The sequence below is a fragment of the Allobosea sp. 05T439 genome (assembly GCF_056396005.1).
Map to the genome: position 1 here is coordinate 13171 of NZ_JBFTKP010000046.1, position 16431 is coordinate 29601.

At 61.7% G+C, this 16431-nt stretch carries 19 protein-coding genes and 1 pseudogene; 12 read left to right on the forward strand and 8 right to left on the reverse strand.

All coding sequences use genetic code 11. The features are described from left to right. Positions 1–74: 74 nt before the first annotated feature. Positions 75–332: a hypothetical protein gene (locus AC1DIO_RS30595; protein ID WP_476769820.1), complete on the reverse strand. Its 258-nt coding sequence runs from the start codon at positions 330–332 to the stop codon at positions 75–77. A gap of 686 nt (positions 333–1018) precedes the next feature. On the opposite strand from AC1DIO_RS30595, the gene AC1DIO_RS30600 reads away from it, so the two are divergent. The 7 genes and pseudogenes from AC1DIO_RS30600 to AC1DIO_RS30630 form a co-directional block, all read left to right on the forward strand. Beyond that, complete coding sequence (locus AC1DIO_RS30600; RefSeq protein WP_476854564.1) at positions 1019–1297, forward strand: hypothetical protein; 279 nt, start codon at positions 1019–1021, stop codon at positions 1295–1297. An 852-nt stretch (positions 1298–2149) separates the two neighbouring features. After that, entirely contained in the window at positions 2150–2575 is a 426-nt protein-coding gene (locus AC1DIO_RS30605) for a DUF1236 domain-containing protein (RefSeq protein ID WP_476854565.1), read from the forward strand. 276 nt (positions 2576–2851) lie between these two features. Next, a complete protein-coding gene (locus tag AC1DIO_RS30610) occupies positions 2852–3889 on the forward strand; it encodes a YihY/virulence factor BrkB family protein (protein ID WP_476854566.1) in 1038 nt (345 codons plus the stop codon). A 496-nt stretch (positions 3890–4385) separates the two neighbouring features. Next, entirely contained in the window at positions 4386–5978 is a 1593-nt protein-coding gene (locus AC1DIO_RS30615) for an SUMF1/EgtB/PvdO family nonheme iron enzyme (protein WP_476854567.1), read from the forward strand. A gap of 12 nt (positions 5979–5990) precedes the next feature. After that, the gene (locus AC1DIO_RS30620) at positions 5991–6500 is read left to right on the forward strand and encodes a DUF4399 domain-containing protein (protein ID WP_441508568.1); all 510 of its coding nucleotides are present in this window, start codon (positions 5991–5993) and stop codon (positions 6498–6500) included. Between the two features lie 278 nt (positions 6501–6778). Further along, on the forward strand, positions 6779–7015 hold the full coding sequence (locus tag AC1DIO_RS30625; RefSeq protein ID WP_476770615.1) for a hypothetical protein: 237 nt from the start codon (positions 6779–6781) through the stop codon (positions 7013–7015). A 522-nt stretch (positions 7016–7537) separates the two neighbouring features. Then, positions 7538–7883, forward strand: a pseudogene (locus tag AC1DIO_RS30630) (xanthine dehydrogenase family protein molybdopterin-binding subunit); the annotation flags it as partial. Positions 7884–7992: 109 nt separating this feature from the next. On the opposite strand, the gene AC1DIO_RS30635 reads toward AC1DIO_RS30630, so the two are convergent. From AC1DIO_RS30635 to AC1DIO_RS30645, 3 genes are all read right to left on the reverse strand, one after another. Then, a complete protein-coding gene (locus AC1DIO_RS30635) occupies positions 7993–8280 on the reverse strand; it encodes a DUF6894 family protein (protein WP_476854568.1) in 288 nt (95 codons plus the stop codon). Between the two features lie 199 nt (positions 8281–8479). Beyond that, entirely contained in the window at positions 8480–9016 is a 537-nt protein-coding gene (locus AC1DIO_RS30640; protein WP_476770617.1) for a hypothetical protein, read from the reverse strand. Between the two features lie 11 nt (positions 9017–9027). Further along, positions 9028–9327, reverse strand: a complete 300-nt coding sequence (locus AC1DIO_RS30645) for a PepSY domain-containing protein (protein ID WP_476854569.1) — start codon at positions 9325–9327, stop codon at positions 9028–9030. A 414-nt stretch (positions 9328–9741) separates the two neighbouring features. Here AC1DIO_RS30645 and AC1DIO_RS30650 point away from each other — a divergent pair, with 414 nt between their 5' ends. Next, complete coding sequence (locus tag AC1DIO_RS30650) at positions 9742–10146, forward strand: hypothetical protein (protein ID WP_476854570.1); 405 nt, start codon at positions 9742–9744, stop codon at positions 10144–10146. A gap of 301 nt (positions 10147–10447) precedes the next feature. Beyond that, positions 10448–10738: a hypothetical protein gene (locus AC1DIO_RS30655; protein WP_476770619.1), complete on the forward strand. Its 291-nt coding sequence runs from the start codon at positions 10448–10450 to the stop codon at positions 10736–10738. 238 nt (positions 10739–10976) lie between these two features. Here the strand turns inward: AC1DIO_RS30655 and AC1DIO_RS30660 are convergent, their stop codons facing one another. The 3 genes from AC1DIO_RS30660 to AC1DIO_RS30670 form a co-directional block, all read right to left on the reverse strand. Then, positions 10977–11222 carry a hypothetical protein gene (locus AC1DIO_RS30660; RefSeq protein WP_476770620.1) on the reverse strand — a complete coding sequence of 82 codons (246 nt, stop codon included), beginning with the start codon at positions 11220–11222 and terminating at the stop codon, positions 10977–10979. Continuing rightward, positions 11219–11407 carry a hypothetical protein gene (locus tag AC1DIO_RS30665; protein WP_476832964.1) on the reverse strand — a complete coding sequence of 63 codons (189 nt, stop codon included), beginning with the start codon at positions 11405–11407 and terminating at the stop codon, positions 11219–11221. Before AC1DIO_RS30665 ends, AC1DIO_RS30660 begins: the two co-directional genes overlap by 4 nt. 181 nt (positions 11408–11588) lie before the next feature. Continuing rightward, the gene (locus AC1DIO_RS30670) at positions 11589–12599 is read right to left on the reverse strand and encodes a S1C family serine protease (protein ID WP_441508577.1); all 1011 of its coding nucleotides are present in this window, start codon (positions 12597–12599) and stop codon (positions 11589–11591) included. 94 nt (positions 12600–12693) lie between these two features. Between AC1DIO_RS30670 and AC1DIO_RS30675 the strand changes: the two genes are divergently transcribed. Both AC1DIO_RS30675 and AC1DIO_RS30680 read left to right on the forward strand, forming a co-directional pair. After that, positions 12694–13116, forward strand: coding sequence for a GGDEF domain-containing protein (locus tag AC1DIO_RS30675; protein ID WP_476854571.1), 423 nt, complete (start codon positions 12694–12696; stop codon positions 13114–13116). A 303-nt stretch (positions 13117–13419) separates the two neighbouring features. Then, positions 13420–14943: a PAS domain S-box protein gene (locus tag AC1DIO_RS30680; RefSeq protein ID WP_476770624.1), complete on the forward strand. Its 1524-nt coding sequence runs from the start codon at positions 13420–13422 to the stop codon at positions 14941–14943. A gap of 127 nt (positions 14944–15070) precedes the next feature. Here AC1DIO_RS30680 and AC1DIO_RS30685 read toward each other — a convergent pair whose 3' ends face one another. Further along, complete coding sequence (locus tag AC1DIO_RS30685; protein WP_476770625.1) at positions 15071–15532, reverse strand: DUF6894 family protein; 462 nt, start codon at positions 15530–15532, stop codon at positions 15071–15073. A 549-nt stretch (positions 15533–16081) separates the two neighbouring features. On the opposite strand from AC1DIO_RS30685, the gene AC1DIO_RS30690 reads away from it, so the two are divergent. Next, positions 16082–16276 carry a hypothetical protein gene (locus AC1DIO_RS30690; RefSeq protein ID WP_476770626.1) on the forward strand — a complete coding sequence of 65 codons (195 nt, stop codon included), beginning with the start codon at positions 16082–16084 and terminating at the stop codon, positions 16274–16276. Positions 16277–16431 lie beyond the last annotated feature (155 nt).

Genomic DNA, 16431 nt, shown 5'->3' on the forward strand with positions numbered 1-16431 from the left:
TGTTCCCTTTTTGTTCCTACTTCACTACTCGGAAGTCAAGATGAGGTCAGCAATGCGATATCCGCTCTGAGGCCTCAGAGCGGTCCAGCCACATCCGGATTCATGGCGACAAAGAGTTCAGCCTGACGCTGAAACAACGTCCATGCCGGATCATTCTCCAATCGTCCGGCAGGCATGATATTGAAAATCGCAACAGCTCGGGCTGGCTGGTCGGGGTCTATCCGCGCAGCGCGACACATTGCCCTAGCAATTCTCTGGATACGCGGATCACCCGAATAATCCGCGGCGGTCACCGGTGCGTTCACCGGCTCGGCTTCAAATGTCAGAGGCATAGCGGACCTCCAAGTCTCTCCCACCAAGCTCAGCCCCTGGCCCAAACGATCGGACCTGCCCTCGGGTTCCGGAAAATACGCGCATCGTTCGCCCGGGTCCTCGATGGCACATTCACCGGTGCTTATGCCGCCGGCCGAAGGCAGCAGGATGCCTCCGTTCTCCTCGAAGACACGGAAGCAGGTCGACGGTGCCGTTGGCCTGCCCGCGCCCAGTTCGCTTGAATTCCCGCCCTGAGCGAACTCAACTTGCGGCTTCAAACCGGTCGGCCATTGTGAGCGGAGCGAGCACCGGCCCCGATTGGGAGAGGCCGTGCCCTTTGGTCTGGAGGTCGCGTGCTAGCGTCCCAAAGCCCGGCATGGAAAGAGAAAGACATAAGGAAAGGGCGAACCACGCGAAACCGTGCCGGTTCTGGCGACCTCTCACAGATCTAATCCAGGAACTGCGCAGGCACGCCCGGGCGCACGAGGGCGCCAAGCTCCTCAGCGCAATCCAGATGGTTCCGACCGGGTTATTAGGTCCGGGCGGAAGGTTCAGATTCACCTCGGGGCATCTGGTCCGTCGGTGACCACTCATTGCCGCTGCKATCGCTTCCCGCGTCCGTAGCCCGAAATTCGAAGACCGTCCGCGCAACCTGTTCGAGCTTGGATTGTTATCGGTGGGTGACCGTTGGGGCGGAGGAGCCTTCATGGATCTCATCATCAAGCAAATGAGCTCGACAAGCTGGGACCTCATCGACTTGCTCGGCCGTAACGCCGGGCATGTCGAGCTGGCCTTGTCCGGAAGCTTCCGCGTAATCCCGTCGGGCCGAGCTCTGGGTGCTATGGCAACACTCTCGCCGGGGCCGTATTGCTCGTTAGACGCAGCGCTCGCCGCGATCGAGACTCATACGCGAGGCGTGTGCAGACGGCAGCCAGAGGAGCGCGGACACCAGACGCCTACCGGCCCGGACAAGGAGGACGCCTGAAGGCACGGGCCTGGCCGAGGCTCTACAGCCAAGTACGCTGGCGGGATGCGGCGCCAGATGATCTGCAAGCGGGCGGAACTCATATAAATCCCTCCAAACTCGTGGATTCATAACCGGAACCGGACCCACTGATTTTGCGGCTATTGCTGGATCGATCTGCCGCCCGCCAGCCCTCTTCCTTTTGGGAATAGCGAGCTCGGTCCGCATCGCCTTCAAGCTCAGCCGTGCAGGCGTCGGTGGAGATAGAGCGCGCCCCGTGATCGGCTCGATTTCCGTCTCTCGGCCGGGCTCACAACGATGCTCGCGCCAAAGCGTCCTCAGCTTCCTCTTTGGTTTCGAAGGGACCCGAAAGTTCATCGAACCCTCGATCCTCCCAAGATGGAAGGACGTAGACAGGAACAATGCCGTCTTTCCAAGCGACGATAGTCTCGATGACCTATTCCGGCTTGCCGGGTTCGTAGCGGGAAAGTTCTACTACGCGTTCAGACGGACGAGATGATGGAGTGCCTTTCTCATCGACCACCAGCCCTGCCGCCAATCAAAATCCCATTGCGCCACGACGGTTCCCGCTCCTTCGCGTCTCGCTATGCTGTGAAGAACGGGCGGCGGCGCTGATTCACCCATTGCGCCGCCTAGAGTGTAGCTGCGGATGCATTCCGCGGAATTCGGGAGACGGTTCGCAATCTCCCATCGCCCCCTTTGATGATCACGCGGGCAGAAGAACACACCGATCGCCACCTCCCGCATCATCCCAGGGGCCAGCCCGAAAATGCCGACCATGAATAATTATTCATGGAACCAACAACTTAGCATGTCGTTTCCTCGCTGGCGGGGGCTAACAGGAGATCGACTATGATCAAGAAGATTGTTCTTGTTGCTGCACTGGCAGCCATGCCTGCGACCGTGTTTGCGCAGTCCAGCTCCGGAGCAGCAGGTGGGGCCGCCGCCGGCGCAGGAACCGGAGCTGTCGGCGGTGCGATTGTCGGGGGGCCAGCGGGAGCCGCGGTAGGAGCAGGCGGTGGCGCCGCGGCTGGCGCGATCGTCGGTGGCATTGCGGCCGACCAGCGCACCGAGTTCCGCACCTATGTGAAGGAGCAGAAGGTGCCTTCGGTGACTTACCGCGAGAAGGTCGTGGTCGGCGCTACTCTTCCCGAAACCGTCACCTATCGAGAGGTTCCGGCTCGATACGGAAAAACCCAGTATCGCTACACCGTCGTGAACGATCAGACGGTGCTGGTCGAGCCGAAGACCCGCAAGATCGTTCAGATCATCGAATAATCACTTAGCCACGGAGAGGCCCGCCACGACCGGCGGGCCTTTCCGCCGCCGTGTTGGCGTGTTGGCCATCGGAGCCCTGCGATCCCAGGCGGTGGAGCGACGCTTCTTCCGCACGCCAAGCCTTGCTTTGTGATGCCGGTCCGTGCGCCTCATTCCGACCTTTTCTGGCATCGTCCTCAACCGTCGCGGCGTTGGGCAACTTTTTTGAGTGCCCGAAGTTCCCTCGCTTTGGGAGTGACCGAATTGCGCGCTCAACGTCTGCTTGCCCAATTGTCATTGGCGGCCCTGATCGGAGTTGGGGGATCGATCATCGCCAGGCAGTTCGAGGGGCGCGCCAAGGGGGGCGCCAAGGGGCCCGCAAAGGGTGGCGGACACACGGGATTTCGCAAAGGGGAAGATGCGAAGGCACCGACCGAGATTCCCCCTGGGGGCTGGGCAGCGATCCTCCGACGGACCTATGCCGAGGTCGGGAAGGACCGGGTGCTGGCCGTGGCCGCCGGTGTCACCTTCTATGGGCTGCTTGCGCTGTTTCCGGCCATCACCGCCTTCGTTTCGCTGTACGGGATCATTGCCGATCCGGCCACTGTCGCGGGCGAATTGGCAATGGCGGAAGGCTTGTTGCCATCCGGCGCCCTCGAGGTCGTTCGCGATCAGATCACCCGGATCGCCACAGGCGATGAAACGAAGCTCGGAATAGCGTTCCTGATCAGCCTCGGTCTGTCGGCATGGAGCGCGAATGCTGGTGTGAAGGCGCTCTTCGATGCGTTGAACGTCGCCTACGGCGAGGAGGAGAAGCGCAGCTTCCTCCGACTAAACCTGACCACGCTCGGCTTCACACTTGCAATCCTCCTCTTCGCCTTGCTGGCACTCGGCGCCATCGCCGCCGTGCCCGTGTTGCTGGAATTCCTGTACCTGGGTCCGGCAGCAGAATGGATTCTCTGGCTCGGGCGCTGGCCGGCCGTGATCCTCGTCCTGATGCTCGGGCTTTCCGCTCTCTATCGGTTTGGACCCAGCCGCGACAACGCACAGTGGAAATGGGTCAGTCCCGGTGCCATTCTGGCCAGCGTGACCTGGCTGGTCGGCTCGCTCGCGTTCTCCTGGTACGTCGCGACTTTCGAGGATTACAACAAGACCTATGGCACGCTCGGCGCAGTTGTCGCGCTGCTGATGTGGATGTGGCTGTCAGCGACGATCGTACTGGTCGGAGCTGAACTGAATTCAGAAGCCGAACGCCAGACCTTGCGGGACACGACCAAGGGCCCGCCGGAGCCAATCGGGTTTCGAGGTGCTGACGCAGCGGATAACAAAGGGTGACGGCCACCGCCGACTGGGCGCGAAAGCTCGGAAACGCTCTTGGCCGTCACGTCTCGCGGGTCAGTGTCGTTCCATCTTCAGTGATTTCAAAGATGTGATCGTCAACGAGACGCACGTCCCGTCCATCGGCCAAGCCGTATGATATGAGGCCCCGCTCAGCGCCATCGCTTTTGAATAGGCGGGTTAGGAGTGGAAGCTTTCGCCTGACGATGACGATGAGCAACCGCCCTCACCCATCACGGCATTCTACCCGGTAGAGTTCCTTCATACCGACTCTCCTCGAAAGCCTCCCGCGCGTTTTCTTTAGCGGTCCGCCGGTCCGCTGCGTTCCGGCCCCCCTCGCGGATCATCCGGGTGAAGGTCGGGCCGAGCGTGGCCCGCTGCCGGAGCGCCAGGGCGACGCCCAGCGCTCGTCGATCAGCGGAAAGTTCGCGACGCTGGATGGGCTACCTGATATGGATAAGGCGGGGCTGTGTGATCCACAGTGGTGGTCGTGATGCGCGAAGAGTTTCCAGCTCATCCGCACCCTCATCGCAGGCTTGCGGCTATCCTCGCGGCGGACATCGTTGGTTACAGCCAGATGATGGGTCACGACGAGGAAGGAACGGTTCGCCGGCTGAAGCAGGTTCGCCGCGAGATCGTCGATCCCACACTTGAAGAGCACTACGGGAGGCTCATAAAGAACACCGGCGATGGCTTCCTCGCTATGTTCGACAGTCCGCTCGAAGCCGTGAGATGCGCGATTGTCATTCAGCAGTCCGTGACGGCAAGGAACACCGATCTTCCGCGTGAACACAGGCTTCAATACCGGATAGGGGTGAACCTAGGCGACGTTATCGTTGAGCCGGACGATGTCTTCGGCGATGGCGTCAACATCGCCGCGCGCCTGGAGGCTCTAGCGACCCCCGGCGGCGTCTATATCTCCGGCGGAGTCTACGAACAGATCAAGAATAAGCTGGTCTGCGGATATCAGTCGCTTGGCGACGAGAAGCTGAAGAACATCACCGATCCTGTTCGCATCTATCGTGTGCTTCCCGATCCAGCTTCCTTCACTCGCGCGACGAAAAAAAGACGCCTATTTTTGATACCTGCGGGGATCGCGGCAGCATTTGCGCTGCTTGCCGCAGGCCTCTACTCCGCCGGCTACTTGGTCGGCGGAAAGCCAAGTCTGGTGTCAGTCGAACAGCGCCCGCAATGGGTGCCCGTCCCCCTCGTCACCGTGACAAACCAACCTACCCGTGCCCCACGGGTTGAGACGCCGGCAAGCAACAATGCTGATGCGGCCAGACCTTTGGCCCCATTGGCGGATCCCACGCCTGGCGCCCCAGCTTCAGATCCGCAGGTCGCGATTTTGACTCCGAACCTTCCTGCTGCACGGATGATCCAAACCGCTTCCGGCTTCCGGGACTGCGAAACCTGCCCCGAAATGATCCGCATACCCGGCGGGGCTTTTCGGATGGGTAGCGACGAAGACCCCTCGGAACAACCGATCCGGACCGTGACCATCTCGCCGTTTGCAATCGGTCTGTCGCCCATCTCCGTCGCCGAGTGGAACCGATGCGCGGCCGCAAAGGGCTGCAACTTCTCGCTCGACGGAAGCGACACAACGCCAGCCCGGAATCTGAGCTGGCTCGATGCCAAGCAATATGTGGACTGGCTCGCGCAATTGACCGGTAAGCCATACCGTTTGCCGAGCGAAGCGGAGTGGGAATACGCCGCAAGGGCGGGCACCTCGACCCGCTTTTGGTGGGGTCGAGAGCTCGAACCCGGCAACGCCAATTGCAGGGACTGCGGCGGGCCTCAAGATCCGAAGGTTCCGATGCCGGTCGGCAGTTTCGCGCGCAATGCATTCGGGGGTGCCGATTTCGGAGGCGGCGTCGCGCAGTGGGTGKCCGATTGCTGGCTGCCCAACTACCGGGATGCGCCGTTGGAGGGCTCCCCTCGGACGGTTGAGAATTGCCGCGAGAATGTCTTGAGAGGCGGCTCCTGGCGAAGCAACGCTGTCTCGGTGAGGCCAGCGAGCCGGACCCATTACGATACGGGCGTCCGTTACCCTGCACACGGATTCAGGATAGCTCGCTCGCTCTGACAGGAGGGTTCCATGGGCCGATCCGCCAGCGGCATCTTTCTCGCCTTTGCTGTAGTCAGCCTTTTCCCGCTCGAAACCTTGGCGCAGACAGCGCCGGGCCCAACGCCCTCCACACCGCAACGGGCGCCATCTCCGGATGCGCGCCTGTACATCATCTATCCTTGGGACGGAGCGCAGATCCGCGGCGAATTCTGGGTGCGGTTCGGCCTACGAAATATGGGCGTGACGCAGGCCGGCAGCTCCGCTCCGAATGCCGGACATCACCACCTTCTGGTCGATGTCACCGATGAGATTGTTCCGGACGAGCCGCTTCCGTCAGACAACAAGCATCTTCACTTCGGTGCAGGGCAGACTGAGGCGAGGCTTGAGTTGCCGCCTGGCAAACATACCCTGCAATTGGTGCTCGGCGACCCCGACCACCGGCCATTCAAACCGATGCTCATTTCGAAGAAGGTGACCATAACTGTGTTGCCAGCGGCGCCGGCGAGAACGTTGAAGAAGGCCAGTGGAAAGGGTGCTTAAGGTCTAGGGAGCCCACTCCTGTGCTCCGGTGGCCCCATCCGCGGCCCGCACTTCTTTTCATGGTTCTGGTATTGGGCGAACAAACCCGGTCGTGGTGAAACTGTCGAGAGACCAGTTCGTTTTCTCTGCGTGGTGGCTCTCCATCCTTAGGAGCCGCACGGCCTAGGGTCCCGCCGAGGTTTGCCGTCGGCGGGGCCTTTGCTGGCATCGGACACTGCCCTCGATCGTCTATTGAACATCGACAAGCCATTCCGCAGCCGAAAACCGCAGGCAATGCGATGAATTGTTTCCCCACCGAAGAAGCACAGCCGCGGACACATGAGGTCCTCATCCCGATCGAAGGGCAGGACCTTCTATCTCGTCTTCAGGCGATGGATACTTGGCTGAGCGAGTGGGACATTGCCTATCAGGTTGCGGGAATCGACGACTCAGCGATAGCCATCCGCTTTCCGAGTGAGCAGTTCACCCGCGCTTTTGCTGAGACTTTCGGCCTCACCCAGCGCAGTCTTGGCTAAATGGGGCCATAGGCAGGCGGGCTTCGGGGCGCGGCCGGTCTCTCCGCGGCCAGCGCACTCAGTCGCGTCTCGCTGGCGGCCTGGCTATCGAGCGCGGGGTGTGTGGCGCACACCCGCTCGATCTGACCGAAGAGGCATGGGGAACGTCATCGGCCCGCGGTTCATCGGCAATATCAGCCTGGCGATCGCGGCGGCACACCTGAAGCTCCGGCATTCACCATCCCCTCGCGAGGCTCTAATCGCAGCGAGAGGTACGACAACATCCGCGCTCTCGTCGCGCGGCGCGGTGAAGGTTAGCCACATCTCGGTATAGACCTTAACGGAAACTACAAGGGTCAGTCCGCCCATGCACAGGTGTCATCGGATTTCTCCTTCCGGGGCCAACAAAGAATTTCGCGTGGTGGCAACGAACTGCCTTGGGGTTTGTTCCAACGACGGACGGTCTGGTCGGCTTCCTGCTACGCCTTTCAGATGGCGTTCAGATGGCCGATCACCGCATGGACCTTGTCGACCCCGGATGGGGTGGTAAGCGCCGTTGCCGCAGGCCGGATCCTGAACCGAAAGACGGCGCGAAGCCAGATCATCGGCGGCGTGGTGGGGTATCGGAATGCCCCTCACGAGGAAACCCTGACCGCCATCGCTATGGTCGGTTCATAAACGGCAATCTCGGCGAATATCACGTCACTTCGAAGCGATATCGACGGCATCGAGGTGATCTTTGTCGAGGTGCATGACGATAAAGTCAGCCCGATCGGGTGCCGGAGGAATACGCATCGTTGGCGCCGCTGCCGCCGAAGCCAACGCGATCTTTCACGCGACAGGAAAATGCGCGCGGCTGCCAATAATCGACAAGCTCATGGCCGCGTGAGTGTTCGGGTCATCTCGGCATGTGCTTGGCGCCGCCTCGGCATCCTGATTGTGGCGCCCGGTTGGAGGCCGCAGTTTCCCGCAGGCAACCACTTCAGATGATGCCTATCTCACGGTTCCGTCTTGCGGGGCACCGTCTGCCGAAGTTGAGACGGGGGAACTGGCGTTAGCCACTGGCTATTGAGCGTCAGCGTCGCTGCAAAAATGGGGGTTCCATCGGCGTAGCKGATTCTCATATCCACTCTCAGACCGTCACTGGTCTGGATATGCTCGGCGATAATGTCGCCGAGACTTGAAAGCGCCGAAAGACGCGCGGCGACGTGATCTTCAAGGTCTATTCCTTCGTCGTCTACGACCAGTTCGGTGTTGATCTCGATGTCGAAAAAATACTGGGCCATGCATTTTCATCCGTGGCGCCGTCGCCAAGGTCCCGATCCCCTCGGCGCGTACAATTCGTCGCATTGCGCCCACCGCTGGGAAGTTGATCGATCGAGATAGCGGCGCGGGGTGGCAGGCTGTTGGGCAAACTCCTAGACCACCAGCCGCATGCAAAGTTGCTGGAAGGAGGCCCCATCGCTGCCGGGGCCCCCTGGTCAGTTAAATCGAGGGCCGCACATACGGCGGAGCTTCGGGATCGAATTCTGTCCACCCCTCCCTCTCATAAGCAGCACGGCGGTCGATTGTGTTGATGGGTGTCGCGCCGTCCATGATTGCCACGACCGTAGGCGCCTGTTCGTCGGTTGCCCGAACAGCCACGACGCTGCCACCTCGCCTCACCGTCTCTGCAAAGTAGTGGGCGTCATTTTCATCGACGCCCGAACTCGTCAGGGCGCCCACAAGCCCCCCCGCGACGGCGCCCGTCGCGGCTCCCGCGGCGGTAGCCGCAAGCCAGCCAGCGGCCACCACAGGGCCGATGCCGGGGATCGCAATCAGGCCGAGACCCGCCAGCAGCCCGGCTGCACCGCCGATCAAGCTGCCGATTCCTGCTCCCTCGCCCGCGTGGCTTTCATCGGCATCGGCGTGACGGCCGACAAGGCTGATATCGGAATCGGCAACGCCGGCGTCCTTCAGCTTTCGCACCACGGATTCAGCCTGCTGATAGGTATCGTACGAACGCGTGATGGTCTGGGTCATCTGCGAGATCCTCAGTTGCGCGTAATGTTGCCGCGGTAATCGTCGCTTACGTTGACCGGCTGGCCGTCGTGCGTCGCCCTGCCCTTCCAGACACCGTTGTCGTCCTTCTTGAGTTCGGACACTGCGGTGTAGCCGTTGGTCTCGAGCCGGCTCTTCGCCTGGCCTTCCGTGAAGCTGTTGGCACCGGGCAGCGGCGCGTTCGCTTCGGCTGGAGCATTTGGCGAAGGAGTAGGTGCAGTCGTCGGCGTTTGCGCCTGAGCTGCCAGGATCGTCGCCCCGCAAAACACCGCCGCGATGATCGTCCGTTTCATCGATATCTCCCTGAAACAGTTGCCATATATGCACAATCAAACCGGGCGCTTGGGCACTTGTTCCAGGGATGTCGATAGGTGCTGGCGTCCGGTCTCCATCTGGTAGGCTGCGCGCGACGAACGCGCCGCGGAGGCATGACTTTGGCGCGCCAAGCTTGGACTCCGCGGCCCGGTCCGCAACTCAGGCTCGGCCGCGAGCTCAGTGAGGCAAAAACCGAGCGCCTCGTCGACGAGAAGGCTACCGCCGAGCTGGCATGACCGCTTTCCCGCCTCAAGATCGATGAGGAAATCCTGCTGACGATCGCGTCGATCGGCGCGTGATCGCACCTAGTTTGGGAGGCCGATCACGCAGCCCTGCCACTATATGGTCACTAAATGACCAGATCAGCTTCAGCCCCTGACCGCATTCGCGTTATGGAATTGGACGCCTATCCACAGCTCATGGAAGGAAATCCGCTGCGAAAGATCATAACAACTGTGGTCGGCGTTACATTCATTCTGGCAGGCGGCGCGAATGCGCAGGGTCTATCACAGCCCACACCTCCGTCTGCATCACCGCAACAGGGCTCGGGCCGAACAACTATCAAATCGGTGAGCGTCGTCGATCTCGCTGCGCTTCCGGCTGAGGCCCAGGTGCAGGTCAACCAGGTACTGACAAACCGTTCGGCTGACGAGATCCAGCAATTGCAAGCGGCCATAGAGAATGAGCCGGAGCTGAAATCGGCGCTCGCGGCGAAGGGCTTCACATCACGGGACGTGGTCGTTGCCCAGCTCGGTGAAGACGGCATGCTGACCATCGTTGCAAAACGGGCGAGCTGATCGCCGTGTGGTCGCATCCTGGCTATGCGACGTCGCAGGTCATTCGACCAATGAGCCTATCCGAACGGCGACATATTTGAAGCGCCCGCCCCTGTGGGCCAGGGATTCATCACTGCCACATGCGGGGCCGCAATACGGCACCGGACTCGCGAAATCACCCCAGAAAATCCGAACAATGGTCATGCTGCGCCGTTTGCATGGGCCTGCGTCGTTCGTACCGACCTGGCGCGGCGGTCCAATTGTTCCAGGCGAGCGGCGCACCAATACCGATACCGTCGCGCATTCAGACTAGGAGAAGCCGATGAATGGCGTGAAATTGTCCGCGATTGTGCTTGCGATGTCTGCCGCACTTGCAGGGCCTGCTCTGGCGCAGGGCGTCTCGGTCGATACCCAGACACGCGGCAAGGCACAGGGCAAAATCGGCGGTCCCGCGCCCTCAGCCAGCGGAAATGCCGATGTCGACGCTGAGGTCGTGGCCCCACGCATCAAGGCAGGCGGCAGCGGGCATGGCAGCGCTGGAGCCAAGGCTGGAAAGAAAGCCACTGGTGCTGCTGGCGCATCTGGAACCACGAAAGTCGACGAACTCGACTAGTACGTCTGACATCGAGCCCCAATCGGGTTGGGCAGGCTAGGCTTGCCGACTGAAAGGAGTGAGGCGCGCGCTCGATGGCCCGGCCTCACTCGGCAAACCCTGTACCTCGGCATCGTTGAGCAGGCGCGCGGGCTTGCCGAAATGACGGGATATCGCTGGCCAATCCGCGTTCGAGCCACGTCTCGGGTGCCACCATCGCTGCGACCGGCGGTCATCCGATCATTTGACTGAGAACGGCTCAGTCCTTCCTGAGCTTCCCGAGATTGCCCGGCAGCCCCGAAAAGGGAAGATCGTCCGGCGTGAGCAAGCTGTGGGGCGGGGCCGGCCCGTGACTGTTCTCGTCCTCGTCCGCCTCATTCCAGCGGCGGATCTCAGCGGTGAGCTGACGGAACTCGGCCGCCTGCGGAGATCCTTCGGGCGCATCGCTCAACGCGGCGGCGCGCTGTACGGCAGCCTCATACTCCTCGTGGTTTCTGAACGTCATGTCGGGGAATCCACTTGTGAGTTGTCGCTGGCGGCATTCTCGTCGAGCAGGCCTGATGCTGCGCGCAACAGCGTCTCCGGAGGTGCGATGTCTTCCTGAAGATGCCATTCGACGAACTCACGACTCTCTCGCGACCGTTCCGCCAGGAGAGCAACCCAATCGCGGCGCGGGAACGCTGCATTCATGCGCAGCGCAAGATCCTGGCCGGAAGCAACTGCCTCTGAGGGTCCCATGTGAGCCTCCCGTGTCTCCTGAGATGAAAGGGGCCTCGCGAACGAGCACGGCTTCGTCAACGACTTCAATGAGTTCGCGTCCATCCGTTTTGCTGCGTGAGCCCATGCGGCTGAAGCATCAGGGGAACAGCCTTCATGTCCCCCGCCTCTCGCGTGGGGTGACCTCAATGACCTGCCTGCGGCCATTGCGCAGCAGTCCGAAGGCGGTGGGCCGGCCGATCTTGTCCTCGGCCAGCAGGCGCACGAGATCGTCGGCACCGGAGACACGGGTGCCGTCGACCGCCACAATGATGTCTCCTGCCCGTATGCCGGCCACATCAGCCGCGCCTCCGCCCTCCACGGAGTCGACCATGACGCCCGCCGCCTGATCCACGTCAGCCGCAACCTGGATGCGACGGGCGATCACGGCCGGGTGCGCCGCGATGCCGATCGAGGCCCGGCGGACCCGACCGTGGCGGATGAGGCCGCCCATCACGAAGCTCGCCGTGTTCGACGCCACCGCGAAGCTGATGCCTTGCGCGCCCATGATCATGGCGCTGTTGATGCCGATGACCTCGCCCCGCGATGACACCAGCGCGCCGCCCGAATTGCCCGGATTGAGCGCAGCATCGGTCTGGATCACATCGTCGATCAGCCGGCCGTTCTTGGCGCGCAGCGAGCGGCCGAGCGCCGAGATCACGCCGACCGTCACCGTCGCCTCGAACCCGAGCGGGTTGCCGATGGCGACGGCGATCTGTCCTCGCTTCAGCAGCCCGCTGTCACCGAGACGGCCCGTMGGCAGGCTCACGGGCGGTTCGGCATGGACGAGCGCCAGATCGGTATCCGGGTCATCGCCGATCAGACGCGCATCGAAATGCCGCCCGTCTGGCATCTGCACCCCGACCCGCGCCGAGCCTTGCACGACATGGCTGTTGGTGAGAATGAGCCCGTCCGGCGACAGGATCACGCCCGAGCCGGAGCCGGAGGGGCGCCCGTGCCTGCGGACATTAAGCCTGACGACGGCCGGGCCCACCCGCTCCACCACGTCGGTGACGGCAAGCGAATAAGCATCGAGCAGCGCGCCATCGCTTGCTGGTGAGAGCGGAAGCGTGGACGAATCGAAGTCGTCCTCGTTGAGGACGAAGCGAGGTGTAACGTCCAGCATTGGTGGAACCGCCCTGCGTTGTTTGCCTGGATATGGCGATGCGGTCCCCGCCGCAAAAGGGCTGAGCCCGGCCAGGTCCCGGACACGAGGACCCATGGAGCGATACTGCGTGAATTCTGTGGCGGGCCTCGCTGCCACGGGCAAAGGTCCTATGCTGATCGCAAAGCTGGATGTCGCGGGCTTTCATGACATCAACTCCGGCTATGGCTTCGACGTCGGCGACCAGGTTCTCGTCCAAATCGCCGAGCGCATTGGCACCACCGGCGTCGGCGTCGTGGGACGCATCGACTCGAATGAATTTGCGCTGGTAAAGCCGCTCGCGAGCTCCGATGAAGGCCCTGAAATCATCAAGAGGTTGATCTCTGCGTTGTCGGCGACCTTCGTCGTTTCKGGAGCGACGATCACCATTCGGTTTGCCACCGGCTTCGTGATCGCCGAGGCCGGCTTCGACACCAGGTTGGTGCTCGGTCGGGCCGGAGCCGCCCTCCGGCGCTCGAAATCCTCTCCATCCCGCTAGGCGTGCGAGTTCAGGGCCGAGGACGAAATTCAGAGTCGCAATCGCATTCGCCTGACGAACGAAATGCAACGCTGGCGAACGACGAGTTCGGATTTCAGTATCAGCCCAAGGTTGATCTTTGCACAGGTGCGGTCGTTGGCGCAGACGCCTTACTGCGCTGGCGGCGCGCACGAACCCCTGCTCAAACGAAGAACGGATTATGACCAAATGACATTGCGATGAGCCGGGATCGGTGCTCGAATGCCCCGGTCGCCAGAGGGGATTCCTCGTTGTGCGAGATCTCGGCTGTTCATGAGGGTGCCCATGGAGCAAAGCACCGATCGTCAGGCGACGGTTACGGTCCGCAGCAGGACCACCGACGCTGCGAACGATCTGGCGCGCCAGGTTCGGGAGCAGACCACACTCTTCCGCTTCACCGATCGCCTGTTTCGAGCCCGCACCGTCGTCGAGATCTACGAGTGTGCGCTTGACGCCATTTGTGAAACCCTCATGTGCTCGCGGGCGTCGATCCTTCGCTTCGATGATGGGGGAACAATGCGTTTCGTCGCTTGGCGCGGCCTCTCGGATGGATACCGCGCCGCTGTAGACGGCCACTCGCCCTGGAAGCGCCATGAGCGCGAAACCGACCCGATCTTCCTCTCGGACGTCGCCCTCAGCAAGGAGCCGAGACAACTCATCGAAACCATTATCGGCGAGGGCATCCATGCCTTGGCCTTCATCCCGCTCGCCGGAGCCGACGAACTGGCAGGCAAGTTCATGGTCTATTATGACACTCCGCGGGTCTTCACCGATCACGAGCGCGACCTCGCGCTGCTCGTCGCACGCCAGCTCGGCTTTGCCCTCGAACGTCATGCCGGGGACGCCTCGGCCCGCCGGCTGACTGCGCTCGTCGAATCGTCCGATGACGCGATCATCGCAAAGGATCTGAACGGTCTCATCACCGACTGGAATCCGGGCGCCGAGCGCCTTTTCGGGTATCGGCGAGAGGAGATGTTGGGTCAGCCCGTCATGCTGCTCATTCCGGAAGACCGTCGGGGCGAGGAGCCAACGATTCTGGAGCGCATTCGCGCCGGGGAGCACATCGAGCACTACGAAACCATCCGCCGCCGCAAGGACGGAACGCCTGTAGCGATCTCGCTGACCGTCTCGCCCATCAGGGACGCCAGAGGCGAAATCGTGGGGGCCTCGAAGATTGCCCGGGATATCTCGGAGCGGCAACGGGCGCAGGAACAGCAACAGTTGCTGCTTCACGAGATGAACCACCGCGTCAAGAACGTCTTCGCGCTCACGAGCGGAATCGTCAATCTCACGGCGCGTTCAGCCAATACCCCGGCCGAGCTCGCTTCAACGGTTAGCGAGCGTCTCGCCACCCTGTCGCGCGCGCACGCTTTGACTATGTCGTCCGTAGCTGCGGGAAGCGAACCGGCCGCAACCACGTTGCACCCGCTGATTGCAGCCATACTCGCACCCTATCGTGCGGGTGAACGGTCGCGCTGCGAGGTTCGCGGTGCTGACATTCCAATCCCTTCCACCTTGGTGACATCGCTCTCGCTGCTGCTCCATGAATTCGCGACCAACGCCGCGAAATACGGCAGTCTTTCGACGATGGACGGCATGGTCGAGATTACATGCTCAGAGCGACTGTCCGAGTTCGTGATCGTCTGGCGCGAGCGCGGTGGTCCATCTCCGCGGAGATCGGGAGGCGAAGGCTTCGGGAGCCGCTTGGTCAAAGCGACGGCAAGTCAACTTGGCCGGGTCAGCAGAGTTTGGGACACGTTGGGCGTGGTCATCGAGCTCGTCATCGAGCGTGACAGGCTCGAAGCTTGACGGCACCGCAAGCGATCAACTCGATCCCCATGCGCCGATAACTTGGCAACATCTGCGGCCGTCGGAAGGGTTCATTCATCCCAGCTTAAACCGGCGCACGCCGAGGCGTTCCTAGCGGCCCCGCTGATCAGGTTTTCTTAACCGGCCGCCCAGGGTCGAGTGCGCTCGGCGAGCTGGAGGGTTTTGGCTCGCCCTTTGCTGGCGAAGCGACGCTCGCATCCGCCGCCGGCGTTCCGCGATCGTCTTTCGGTATGCCTGTGCCCGGTCGTGGGCGGCTATCACTTGTCCTCCCGGGCTGACCTGCCGCCTTGTTTGGATCTGCATTCGCCATATCGACCTCCTTTGTGCTCCAGTTTTCGGATCGCTCGCCCAAAAGTTCCATGCTCGCCCGGTAAATGACGCCACCTTCTTCCCTGCGGACGCTAACGGTGAACAATCGGCAGTCGCCGTTTGGCATCACCGCGCGTGTCATATCCGGCAAGGCGTCCAACGCTGATCGCCGCGCCTCTTCGTCGCTGGAAAGTTCAATTCCGTCCTCGTCGATATCGACGAAGTCGCCATCCGTGCTGTCGAAGAAATAACGGGTCATGTTCGTTACCGGCTAAGCGACGGATCCGGCTCTCACAGAACGCGTCTGAAGAGTGCCCGTTCCAAGGTGGCAGACTTGCCATCGGAAACATGCCTTACCGAAGACCGAGAAATGAAAGTATGGCCAACACGACCACGATAAGGCCGACGATGTAGATGACGCCGTTCATTAGACCCTCCGATGCTCCGTCACACACGTGACGAGGGGTGAACAGATGGCGAAGCAAAAGAGTTCCAGCCGGAACCTATAGGGCCGGGAACACTCCTTTCAGTGGCGGGTTCTGCCTCKACAAATTGGAGGACGAACAATGGGCCGCGGTATTCTTCTTTGGATGTTGGGCATTCCCCTGCCGATCATCATCCTGCTCGCGTTCTTTCGATAGCGCGTCTGGCTATTGGTGCCGAAGCTCTCCGTTCCACGGCGCGCAGGAACGTGCCTCGGGACGGGTGAGCTGACCCAGCAGCAGTATTCATATGACGCTATTGCCGAAAGCGACCGTTCTAATAGTCAGCCCAATGGACGCTGATGCACGTCCCCTGGGAGGTAGAAATGACGACAAGCAAGCGGACTCAGCAGCCGATCGGCGCTGGAAAAACCAAAACAACTGACGCCTTGGATGGGTTTTCACCCCGCGTTCAAGGGGGCTCAATCGCGCTAGTTTTGTTTCTGGTCATGGTCGCGGTGCTTATGCTTCTGGGTTATGGGATTTGGTGGCTGTACGTATTCGTTCAGTCACTGAAATGACCATCTTTAATGTAACGCAGCGGTGGATACGCGCCGGCCTCTCGCCGCATAGTTGCGCCCTCGGGTTATCCATTGAGTGGGCGGCGAGGCGAATGCCACGGATGAGTTGCTCGTCCACGGCGCCGCCCCGATGCGCCCCAGTTCAAAGCCACGAT

Bases quoted from the DNA above. Each gene is read 5' to 3' on its own strand.
- AC1DIO_RS30595 (WP_476769820.1), bottom strand. From the start codon at position 332: ATGCCTCTGACATTTGAAGCCGAGCCGGTGAACGCACCGGTGACCGCC.
- AC1DIO_RS30600 (WP_476854564.1), top strand. From the start codon at position 1,019: ATGGATCTCATCATCAAGCAAATGAGCTCGACAAGCTGGGACCTCATC.
- AC1DIO_RS30605 (WP_476854565.1), top strand. From the start codon at position 2,150: ATGATCAAGAAGATTGTTCTTGTTGCTGCACTGGCAGCCATGCCTGCG.
- AC1DIO_RS30620 (WP_441508568.1), top strand. From the start codon at position 5,991: ATGGGCCGATCCGCCAGCGGCATCTTTCTCGCCTTTGCTGTAGTCAGC.
- AC1DIO_RS30625 (WP_476770615.1), top strand. From the start codon at position 6,779: ATGAATTGTTTCCCCACCGAAGAAGCACAGCCGCGGACACATGAGGTC.
- AC1DIO_RS30640 (WP_476770617.1), bottom strand. From the start codon at position 9,016: ATGACCCAGACCATCACGCGTTCGTACGATACCTATCAGCAGGCTGAA.
- AC1DIO_RS30645 (WP_476854569.1), bottom strand. From the start codon at position 9,327: ATGAAACGGACGATCATCGCGGCGGTGTTTTGCGGGGCGACGATCCTG.
- AC1DIO_RS30650 (WP_476854570.1), top strand. From the start codon at position 9,742: ATGGAATTGGACGCCTATCCACAGCTCATGGAAGGAAATCCGCTGCGA.
- AC1DIO_RS30655 (WP_476770619.1), top strand. From the start codon at position 10,448: ATGAATGGCGTGAAATTGTCCGCGATTGTGCTTGCGATGTCTGCCGCA.
- AC1DIO_RS30660 (WP_476770620.1), bottom strand. From the start codon at position 11,222: ATGACGTTCAGAAACCACGAGGAGTATGAGGCTGCCGTACAGCGCGCC.
- AC1DIO_RS30665 (WP_476832964.1), bottom strand. From the start codon at position 11,407: ATGAATGCAGCGTTCCCGCGCCGCGATTGGGTTGCTCTCCTGGCGGAA.
- AC1DIO_RS30680 (WP_476770624.1), top strand. From the start codon at position 13,420: ATGGAGCAAAGCACCGATCGTCAGGCGACGGTTACGGTCCGCAGCAGG.
- AC1DIO_RS30685 (WP_476770625.1), bottom strand. From the start codon at position 15,532: ATGACCCGTTATTTCTTCGACAGCACGGATGGCGACTTCGTCGATATC.
- AC1DIO_RS30690 (WP_476770626.1), top strand. From the start codon at position 16,082: ATGACGACAAGCAAGCGGACTCAGCAGCCGATCGGCGCTGGAAAAACC.